Genomic DNA, 10,584 nt, shown 5'->3' on the forward strand with positions numbered 1-10,584 from the left:
GGTTGAGGATTGGCAGGGATCACAGCTCGGCGAGGGTCATCAAATCCAGAGCGGTGGGGCGTCCCGTTCTTCAAGCTCAGGAAATGTCCTGCTATCGGGCAGGGGTCACTGTTGGCGAAGCGTGGCGTAAGCCATGAAGCCTGCACTCTATGCGTCAGCATGAGTGTGGGAGTACGTCACCAAGGTAGGGAGCTATGGTAGTTGCAGCCTCTGCAGAAGACTTTGCCCTCTCCACTCAGCTTGGCTGGCCGGAGGCGGCCTATCTGCACATTCCCTTCTGCCGGCAGCGCTGCCACTACTGCGATTTTGCCACCGGCCTGGGCACGCGCGAACTGATCGAAACCTATGTGCAGAGGCTCTGCCAAGAGATCGGCGGCGCCCACCGCTACCGCCATTTGGCCGGGGATCCCCAGCCCTTGACCAGCATTTTTTTCGGCGGCGGCACCCCTTCCCTGCTGACGGTGAAGCAGTTGAGTCGGATTTTGAGCCAATTAAGGGAGAGGATCCCGTTTCATCCCGACTGCGAGATCTCGCTCGAGGCCAACCCCGGCACCCTGACACGGGAGCAGTTGGCAGGCTACCGGGATCTAGGGGTTAACCGCATTAGCCTAGGGGTACAGGCCTTTCAAGCGGAGCTGCTGGCCGCCTGCGGTCGCCTCCATGGGGTGGAAGAAATTTACGAGGCTGTGGCCGACTTGCAGGCGGTGGGCTTTGAGAATTTCAACCTGGATTTGATCTTCGGGCTGCCCTATCAAACTTTAGAACATTGGCAGGAGTCACTGCAGGCTGTTCTTGAAATCAACCCCACCCATGTCTCCGTTTACGATCTCACTCTCGAGCCGGGAACCCGCTTTGGGCGTCTCTACCGGCCGGGGGAGGCGCCTCTGCCCAGCGAGGAGACCACGGTTGCCATGTACCTGACGGCGCGGGAGTTGCTCACCCAAGCCGGCTACATCCACTACGAGATCTCCAATTTTGCCCGCCCTGGGTATGCCTGTCGCCACAACCGGGTGTACTGGGAAAACCGCCCCTACTTTGGCTTTGGCATGGGATCGGTCGGCTACGAAGGGGGGCGGCGCATTCAACAGCCGAAAACTCTCCACGCATACTTTGAACAGGTCAAAGCGCAGGTTCACCCCCTGCCGCCGCCGGCTTCTGCAGAAGAAATCTGGATGGATACGGTGATGTTGGGGTTGCGCCTCCAGGAAGGGCTGGAGTTGGCAACTCTACAGGAGCGCTTTGGCAGCAGGAAGGTGGAGCAGGCCTTGCAGAGGCTGGATCCCTATTTTGAAAAAGGTTGGGCCAGTTGTGAGGCGGGGCGGCTGCGGCTAGTCCCGCCGGAGGGCTGGCTGTTTTCCAACGAAGTCATTGAAGAGCTTTTGTTTTGAAGAGAACTGGGCAGGACATCAGTGAAGAAAGCAGCCGCCCGGTTCAAAGTCGACCTTTGTCCAACTTGTCTCTCAGAGGGTGGGGATAGCAGGGCTTACTGGCCGGGGGGATAGCGTTGCAAAACCTGCTTCAGGTAGCGCCCCGTATGGGATCCCGGCTGCTCAGCCACTGCCTCAGGGGTGCCTACGGCCACGATCTGGCCGCCCTGGTCGCCTCCTTCTGGCCCCAGGTCAATGATCCAGTCGGCACAGCGGAGGATGTCCAGGTTGTGCTCGATCACCAGCACCGTGTTGCCCACATCCACCAGCCGCTGCAGGACGTTCAAGAGCTTGTGAACGTCGTAGAAAGACAGGCCAGTGGAGGGCTCATCCAGCAGGTAGAGGGTTTTGCCGGTGGAACGGCGAGACAGTTCTGCCGCCAGCTTTACCCGCTGCGCTTCCCCGCCGGAGAGGGTGGGGGCCGGCTGGCCCAGCTTGATGTAGTCAAGGCCCACATCGGCCAGCGTCTGTAGAATCTTGGCGGCAGGGGGTAGGGCGGCAAAAAACTCCAGCGCCTCCCCCACCGTCATGTCCAAGACTTCGGCAATGTTTTTGCCCTTGTACCTGACCTGGAGGGTCTCGCGGCTGTAGCGGCTGCCGCCACACACTTCGCAGGTAACATACACATCCGGCAGGAAGTTCATTTCAATCACGTTCACCCCCTGCCCTTTGCAGGCTTCACAGCGCCCCCCCTTGACGTTGAAGGAAAAGTGGCCAGCGTGATAGCCTCTAGCCTTGGCCTCTAGAGTCTGGGCAAAGGCCTGGCGGATGGGATCAAATAGACCCGTGTAGGTGGCAGGGTTGGAGCGAGGGGTGCGGCCAATGGGGGATTGGTCGATGACGATCACCTTGTCGATGTGTTCAACGCCCTGCAGCTCTCCCATTTCCGCGGGTTTGGGCACCTTCTGGCCGAGGTAGTGCCGCAGGGCGGGGTAGAGCAACTCGTTGACCAGGGTGGACTTGCCGGAGCCGGAGACGCCGGTGACGCAGACCAGCTTGCCCAGGGGGATCTCCACATCGATGTGCTTGAGGTTGTTTTTGTGGGCATCGGTGAGCTTGAGGGAAACGGCCTTGCCGGGCCGCCGCCGAGCCGGGGTCGGGATCCGCCGCCGCCCCGACAGATAGGCGCCAGTGAGGGAGCGCTCGCAGGCCAGGATGTTGGCTAGAGACCCTTGGGCCACCACTTCTCCCCCGTGAATGCCAGCTCCAGGGCCGATGTCCACGATGTGGTCGGCGGCGCGGATGGTTTCTTCGTCGTGCTCCACCACGATTAGGGTGTTGCCCAGATCCCGCAGGCGCAACAGGGTTTGCAACAAGCGCTCGTTGTCCCGCTGGTGCAAGCCGATGGAGGGTTCATCCAACACGTAGAGCACCCCCGTCAGGCCGGAGCCAATCTGGCTGGCCAGCCGGATCCGCTGCGCCTCGCCCCCCGAAAGGGTCATGGCCGGTCGGGCCAGGGTGAGGTAGTCGAGGCCCACATCGATTAAAAACTGCAGCCGGGTTCGGATCTCCCGCAGCACCAGCTCGGCAATCTGGGCCTGGCGGGGGGTGAGCTTGAGGTCTTCCAGGCGGCGCAGGCAATCGCCAATGGAGATCTGGGTGAGATCCGTGATGCGGTAGCCGCCGACGCGCACCGCCAGGGCCTCCGGCCGCAGCCGGGATCCGCCACAGGCAGCACAGGGGCGGTAGGTGAGGTAGGCCTCTAGCTTTTGCCGGTAGGTTTCGGAGGTAGTTTCTTGGTAGTGCCGCTGCAACTGCGGGATCACCCCTTCGTAGCGGCGGTAGTACCCCCGGCCCCGGTAGGGGGATTCCGCTTCAACGTAGATCTCCTGGTCGCTGCCGTAGAGGAGGAGCTGCTGCTGCTCAGGGGTGAGGTCGCACCAGCGGCTGCTGAGCTCAAAGCCAAAGGCCTTGGCGGCCCCCGCCAGCAGGGCCAGGTAGTAGGGGTTCTCCCGCTCCGCCCAGGGGGCGATGGCCGCGTACAAAGGGAGCTTGGGATCCGGCACGATCCGGTCGGGGTCGAAGATGGGCTCAAAGCCCAGCCCGTGACAGACAGGACAGGCGCCGATGGGGGAGTTGAAGGAAAATAGCCGCGGCGACAGCTCGCCCAGCACCGAGCCATGTTCGGGGCAGGCAAATTGTTCCGAAAAGATCAGCTCCGTCGGCTTGCCGTTGAGGTACTGCCCCGCCACCTCGGCCACTTTTTGCAGCAGGTGTTCCCGCTCTTCCTCTCTCGGCAAGAGCTCCACCACCGCCAGTCCCCCCGACTGGCGCAGACAGGTGGTCAGGGAATCGGCCAGCCGCTCGGCGATCTCGGGGCCCTTGACCAGCCGATCCACCACCACCTCAATGGTGTGGGCCTTGTTTTTGGCCAACTCGATCTCTTCGCTCAGATCCCGCACTTGGCCGTCGATGCGCACCCGCACAAACCCCTGCTGGCGCAAGCTCTGCAAGAGGGCTGCATGGGTGCCCTTTTTTTCCCTCACCACAGGCGCCAGCAACTGAAAGCGCGTCCGCTCCGGCAGGGCCAGGATCTGGTCCACCATTTGATCCACCGTCTGGGGGGCAATCACCCGGTCACAATGGGGGCAGTGGGGGATCCCGGCCCGCCCGTAGAGCAGCCGCAGGTAGTCGTAGATTTCGGTAACGGTGCCCACCGTGGAGCGGGGGTTGTGGCTGGTGGACTTTTGGTCGATGGCAATGGCCGGGCTCAAGCCCTCGATGCGGTCTACATCCGGTTTGTCCAGTTGCCCCAGAAATTGCCGCGCGTAGGCGCTGAGGGACTCCACATAGCGCCGCTGCCCCTCGGCAAAGATGGTGTCGAAGGCCAGAGAAGATTTGCCGGATCCAGAGACGCCCGTAAACACCACCAGGCGATTGCGCGGGATCCGCAGCTCGAGGTTTTTGAGGTTGTGCTGCCGCGCCCCCACCACATGGATTTCGTTTTGGCCGGACATCTCATCCCCTTTGTGCGCAGCGTGCGTGGATCTGCCGCCAAAGTCGGCGAGTCAAAAAACATTAAAGAACATTAACGATTCTAGTGCCGCGACAGAAGTCTGTCCTCTCCAGGGCGAGCGGGGGTGCCAGCAGGCCGCGTCGGTTTTGGGCAGGGAGCTGGCTTGGCTATCTTGGAAGGGCAACGCAAGGGCTCCTCAAAAAGCCAATGGCCTGGCCGCTCCTTTCTCTCCAAAAGGTCTTCATCTACCTGCTGGTGGGGATCGCCTTCACGGCCCTTTGTCTGGGGGATCAGGCCCTGTCGCCGGCGGTTATCGCCCTCTGCTTGGCGGCGGGGGCTGCCAGTTGGTTTTGGGAGCCGCCCCGGATTAGTTTTGCCCGCTATGCTTCCCTGTGGATGCCCCTGACGGTGAGCGTGTTGGTCAGCTTGGCGGCCCTGGTGCTGGCGGGCGTGCTGCCGCTTTCGGATGGGGCCATAGGCCTGGTGCTTTACCTAACAGGGGCCAAGTTGTTCCAGCGGGAACGGGCAGCAGACCACATCCAGTTGGCGGTGCTGTCTCTGCTGCTGATGGCCATCGCCACCCTCTTCAACGAAGACATCAGCTTTGGGTTTTTATTCCTGCTGTATGTGGGGGTGGGGCTGGTTAACCTCACCCTCTATCACCTGCGCCTGCAGGCGGAGCAGCACCCGCAGGCGGCCAGCCAAGTCCGCGGGATCGACCTCAGCTTTTTGGGGTTTCTGGGATCCCTGGCCTTGCTGGCAACAATTCTCTCGGTGGTTTTGTTTTTCCTCTTCCCGCGGCTCAGCTTGGGGATCTTGGGCCGGCAGGCCCGCTCGCCGGTGATGACCACCGGCTTTGCCGAAGAAGTCAGCCTGGGGGAGTTCGGCACCCTTAAAACCGACAACACCGTTGCCCTGCGGGTGGAGTTCCCGGCAGGGGTGCCCCCCCAGGTGGAGTCCCTCTACTGGCGGGGGATCAGCTTTGATCGCTACGACGGGCGGGCTTGGTCGCGGACGCTGAACCGCGCGATCCCGATTTTCCCCACTGCAGCAGGGGTCTTTGATCTCTCGGCTTCCCCCTTGATCCCCACCGCGAGCGACCTCCAGTTCTTCCCCCTGGAGCAGCGGATTTACCTAGAGCCGCTGGCCACCACCACCGTCTTTGGGGTGGCGCCGCTGCTAGAGGTGGAGTGGCTAGATCGAGGTGGGGCGATGACTCCGCAGCAGGCATGGCAACGGCAAACTCGCCGCCTGCTCCTGCACGAGAGCGGGGATGTCAGCCATTCTCTGCCCCCCCGGCTGCCCTATCTCTACCGCGCCGTGAGCTGGATCCCCCAGGATCTAAGGCCCCGCCTGCGCCAGCTTAGCCAGGAGGAGCTGCTGAGTGCGCTTGACCCAGCCCAGCAGGCAGCCTACCTGCAGTTGCCGGCAGAGCTGGATCCGCGCATTCCCGCCTTGGCAGAGGAGATCACGGCTGGGATCCCCGACGTCTTTGGCAAGGTAACGGCTCTGCGGAACTACCTGCTAGAGAACTACGCCTACACCACCGATCTGCCGGATCCCGGGGCCGAGCCGCCTTTGGAGGCCTTTTTGTTTACCCACCGCCGCGGCCACTGCGAATACTTTGCCACCGCCCTGACGGTGCTGGCCCGCAGCCTCGGCATCCCGGCCCGCGTGGTCAATGGCTTCTTGGGCGGGCGCTGGGTGGCGCAGGAAAAGTACCTGGCGGTGCGCAACGCCGATGCCCACTCGTGGACGGAGATCCCCTTTGGCCCCTATGGATGGATCATCTTCGACGCCACGCCGCCCGAGGCCAATGTCAGCCAGCGGCAAAGCTGGTGGGATCCCCTGCAAGATTTTTACGACAGCCTGCGCTTCCGTTGGTTTAAGTACGTCATCCAGTACGATCTATCCACCCAGCGGCAGATCTGGCGGCAGATTCAGGAGCTGGCCAGCCGCGTGACTGCTCCCCAAAAGCAAGAGGATGTCGTCGCCGTCTTCCGCCGCAGCCTGGTGGGCTGGGGGCAAACGCTGCAGCAAAACGGCCTGCCGCTGGTGGGGGTGATTTTAATCACCAGTTCCATGGCCTACTGGGGTCGCCGCCGCCGCTATCGGGCTTTGCGCTGGCAGGATGGGGGATGGATCCTCTTGGCCACAGCCGCCAATGGAGTGGTGATGGGATCCCTGTGGCAGCCTCCGCCCCCCTGGCCCACCTGGACAGCTGGGATCCTGCTGCCGAGTCTGGCCTTTGCCGGGATGCGCTGGATCCCGGCGGCTCTACCCAAGTCGCAGCAGCGCCGCCAGCTTATCTCAAGGCTTTATCTGCAACTGCGGGATCTGGCGACGGCGGTGGGGATCCCCGCCCACCTAGGGCCAGAAGCTTGCCTAGAACACTTGCGCCAGGCCGACTTGCCTCAGGTTGAACTGGCCATCCGGTTCCTGCAGCGCTACCTGGAAGTACGCTTTGGCGGGATCCCGCTGGAAGCCGGGGAACTGCAGCGTTGGCAACACCACCTTAGACAGCTTAGGCGGTCCTGGCAGGCCAAGAGTTCGACGCCTGCTCCCGAAAGAACAGCTTGACTGGAAGACGGCTATAAAGCTCTACGAGAAGCCTTGACGTTATGAGGCAGTTAAGAGATAGTTAACTCTAGGTATAGACCTCGCAACCTGCCCCGGCCAAGTAGTAGACCTGAGAGGCGGATTGTCGCTGCAGGTAAGTTCTGCAGGGGCATTTGTGCGCGCTCTTGCTAACTGTTCAAGGCTGTGTTACTCTCCTTGACGTTCAGCTTCGAACGAGCAAGGGCGTGTTAGCTACGCGTAGCTATTCTCTGAGGGCAGCGTTGGCTGCGACTGTATGCATTTTGTCTTCTTCCGTCTTCTCCTCTAGCCTGGCTCAAGCGGCGCCTAAGCCGACCGGAAACGGGGCCATCTTCTTCCACCCGGATGGCACTTCGGCTTCCCACTGGGACATCACACGCATTCTCTACTACGGCCCCGATGGCTTTCTGAACTGGGATCGTCTTCCCGTGATTACCACCTATCGCGGGCACCATCTCGACCAGCTTGGGGGAACTTCCAACGCCGGAGCGGTGACCCATGCCACAGGAACTCGTGTCCACGCCAAGAGCTTTGGGTTGGATCCGGACGGCAAAGAGTACCCCTCTGCCAACGGCACCCTGAACACGATCATGGAAGAGGCCGTGGCGGCAGGCTTGGGTACGGCTCTGGTGCAAACGGGATCCATCATTGAGCCGGGGACAGCTGCCTTCGTTGCCGAAGTTGCCAAGCGCAGCGACTATGAGGAGATTGCCCTGCAGGTGGTGGAGTCAGGGGTAGACATCATCCTCGGCGCTGGCGAGGAATGGCTGCTGCCGGAAGGCGTCCAGGGTCGCTTTGGCCAAGGGAAACGCAAGGATGGCCGCAACCTCATCGAGGAAGCCAAGAAAAAAGGGTATGTCGTCGTCTATACCCGCGACGAGCTGCTGAAGCTGCCGGCGGATGCCTCCAAGGTTTTGGGGGTGTTCAACGTCGAGGACACCTTCTACGACAAGCCTGAGGAAGAGCTGCGCAAAGAAAACTTGCCCAACTACATCGCCAGCGCCCCCACCATTGCCGAGATGACGCAGTTTACCCTAGAGCGGATCTCCCGCAATCCCAAGGGCTTCTTCGCCGTCATTGAAGAAGAGGGCACCGACAACATGTGCAACAACCTCAATGCCTCTGGCTGCCTGGAGGCCATGAAGCGGGCCGACGATGCCATTGGGGTGATTCTTGACTTCATCGAGAAGAATCCCAAGACCTTCATGATAACCACCAGCGACAGCAACGCCGGCGGGATGCAGTTGGTGGATGTCGAGCCCGACAAGCCGGTACCCGCGACCGACCCAAGCGGCGCCCCCCTCGACGGTGTGGACGGCACCGGTACGAAGCCGTTTGTTTCTGCTCCGGACAAAAACGGCAATCGCTTCTCCTTTGCCATCTCCTGGGCTAGCAAGGATGACGTGGGCAGTGGGGTTATTGCTCGGGCTGCCGGCCTCAACGCTCGGGAGCTGCTGCCCCCCACCGGGATCGCCAATACCGACATCTACCGCATCCTCTACTTCGTGCTCTTTGGGGAGCGCATCCCCAGCGAGCTCAAGCCGTAGTCTCAGGCAGCCCGGCCTTGGCTTGGAACTTCTGGGGACGGAGGGGATCCCGGCGATCCCCTTTTTATTTACGCAACGCTGTCGCGAACGCGCCGCTCCAACTCCCCTCTCCCTCAGGGAGAGGGGCCGGGGGTGAGGGAAGTCCTTGCCACCTCCTGTCCAGGAAGGAGTGGATAGGCTGCCTAGTCCGGCTGAGAGCGCCCCTGCTGCACCGCCTGGTAGCGCCGTTTGAACTCCTGCTGCTGCACTTTGTGATCCACGATGGGATCCGGGTAGCCGCAGCGCCGCCGCTCCTGCAGAGCCCAGGATCCCTTGGGATCGTCGCCTACCCACAGCAAAGCGGGGGTATCCAGCCCGGCCAGCTCCGGCAGGTAGCGGCGGATGTACTCCCCTTCCGGGTCGTAGCGGGCCGCCTGGGTGGCTGGGTTGAAGATGCGCAGGGGCCTGGGATCCGTGCCCACACCAGCGCTCCACTGCCAGCCGCCGTTGTTGGCCGCCAGATCCCCGTCCACCAGCTTCTGCATAAAGTAGCGCTCTCCCCAGCGCCAGTCGATAAGCAGATCTTTGGTTAGGAAGCTGGCCACGATCATGCGGCAGCGGTTGTGCATCCAGCCGGTCTCGTTGAGCTGGCGCATGGCCGCATCCACAATCGGGTAGCCCGTCTGCCCGGCGCACCAGGCCTGAAACCAATCTTGGCGGTTGTCCCACTCCAGCGCATCAAAAGCGCGCCGATAGGCGCCGCTCTCCACGTGGGGCCAGTGGACCAAAACATGCTTGTAAAACTCGCGCCAGCACAGCTCCTGCCGCCAAGTCTTCAGGCTGCTCTCGGCCTCTTCGCTGCGCACCTCCGCTTCCACCTCCCGCGTGGCCTGCCACACCTGGCGAATGCCGATGGTTCCCCAGCACAGGTGGGGGCTGAGGAGAGAGGTGCCCTGTTCAGCCGGGAAATTGCGGGCCCGCTCGTAGTCGAAAATGCGCAGGCCCTGGCAGAAATCCTCTAGAAGACCCTGAGCCACGCTCTCCCCCGCTGCCGGGATCCGCTGGTTGCAGACAAAGCCCAGATCCGCCAAGCTGGGCAGCGGTTGGGCTTGCAGGCTTGACACTGGCTGGAGATCCTTGGGAATGGGGAAGGGATCCGGCTTAGGCAGGCTGGACCAGCGGCGCCAGAAGGGGGTAAAAACGGAGTAGGGATCCCCCGCCTGGGTCAACACTTCCCCTGGCCCGTGCAGCAGCATATCTTGGTAAGAAAAAGAGGGGATCCCGGCTGCCGTCAAGCTGGCCCGCACCCGACTCTCCTGCTGCCGGGCCAAGGGATCCAGATCTTCGTTCCAGAACACGGCCTGCGCCCCCAGCTCGGTGGCCAACTGCCGCAGCTCCGCCAACGGATCCCCCCGCCGCCAGAGGAGCGGGATCCCCATCTGGGCGTAGCGTTCCTGCAGCTCCTGTAACGCCTGGAGGAGAAACGCCACCCTGGCTGGGGCCATATCCGCCCGCTGCAAGACCTGCGGGTCGAAAACGAAAACCGGCACCACCTGGGAGCTGCGCTGCGCCGCCGCGTGGAGGGCTGTGTTGTCCGCCAGCCGCAGATCGCGGCGATGCCAGAGGAGAACCGGGGAAGTCATAGGAGGCCAAGCAACCGGATCCCATCTTGGCCGCTTTTTCTTCCTCTCTTCAACCCCAGGCTGCCGGCAGAGGTGGGCAAATGATGTCTATTCCCCCAACAGACGTCCAGGGCAGGGACAACAGCGCTCGTCAAGGTTTCGCTGGCCATCGCTGGAGCCCATGGCGTAAGCTGTATCTCCCGGCCTCATCACCAACTGAGTCAGCTTGAGGGCAAGTAGCGGATCGAGCGGCTCCGGTACATTAAGTAGGAACTGCTCAACGGAGCGCCGCAGCGCCTCTGGCGTCTTGCTCATCACGTCTCCATCCATCCATCGATGGCTTTAGCTAATCCGCCGTTCGCGCTAGCGGGACGTAGTCCTGGAAGCCCCGCTCTGTACCCCCCAGTCCCCCAGCCCCCCAGTCCCCCCGTATACGGGGGGATATAGGGGGGCGG

6 protein-coding genes are annotated in these 10,584 nt (G+C 62.3%); 3 read left to right on the plus strand and 3 right to left on the minus strand.

The window, feature by feature from the left end; all coding sequences use genetic code 11:
• Positions 1-194 precede the first annotated feature (194 nt).
• Positions 195-1,388: a radical SAM family heme chaperone HemW gene (gene hemW, locus SYN63AY4M2_RS03720; RefSeq protein WP_011429676.1), complete on the plus strand. Its 1,194-nt coding sequence runs from the start codon at positions 195-197 to the stop codon at positions 1,386-1,388.
• A gap of 95 nt (positions 1,389-1,483) precedes the next feature.
• Here the strand turns inward: hemW and uvrA are convergent, their stop codons facing one another.
• A complete protein-coding gene (uvrA, locus tag SYN63AY4M2_RS03725; RefSeq protein ID WP_099887216.1) occupies positions 1,484-4,384 on the minus strand; it encodes an excinuclease ABC subunit UvrA in 2,901 nt (966 codons plus the stop codon).
• Between the two features lie 206 nt (positions 4,385-4,590).
• On the opposite strand from uvrA, the gene SYN63AY4M2_RS03730 reads away from it, so the two are divergent.
• Positions 4,591-6,963 (plus strand): DUF3488 and transglutaminase-like domain-containing protein, encoded by a 2,373-nt coding sequence (locus tag SYN63AY4M2_RS03730; RefSeq protein ID WP_099887217.1) that lies wholly within the window; start codon positions 4,591-4,593, stop codon positions 6,961-6,963.
• Positions 6,964-7,244: 281 nt separating this feature from the next.
• Positions 7,245-8,528, plus strand: coding sequence for an alkaline phosphatase (locus SYN63AY4M2_RS03735; protein ID WP_240530491.1), 1,284 nt, complete (start codon positions 7,245-7,247; stop codon positions 8,526-8,528).
• A gap of 182 nt (positions 8,529-8,710) precedes the next feature.
• On the opposite strand, the gene SYN63AY4M2_RS03740 is transcribed toward SYN63AY4M2_RS03735, so the two are convergent.
• Together SYN63AY4M2_RS03740 and SYN63AY4M2_RS03745 are read right to left on the minus strand one after the other, a co-directional pair.
• Complete coding sequence (locus SYN63AY4M2_RS03740) at positions 8,711-10,150, minus strand: deoxyribodipyrimidine photo-lyase (RefSeq protein WP_099887219.1); 1,440 nt, start codon at positions 10,148-10,150, stop codon at positions 8,711-8,713.
• A gap of 87 nt (positions 10,151-10,237) precedes the next feature.
• Complete coding sequence (locus SYN63AY4M2_RS03745; RefSeq protein ID WP_228375432.1) at positions 10,238-10,444, minus strand: hypothetical protein; 207 nt, start codon at positions 10,442-10,444, stop codon at positions 10,238-10,240.
• Positions 10,445-10,584 lie beyond the last annotated feature (140 nt).

It is taken from the genome of Synechococcus sp. 63AY4M2 (assembly GCF_002760475.1).
Taxonomy (GTDB): domain Bacteria; phylum Cyanobacteriota; class Cyanobacteriia; order Thermostichales; family Thermostichaceae; genus Thermostichus.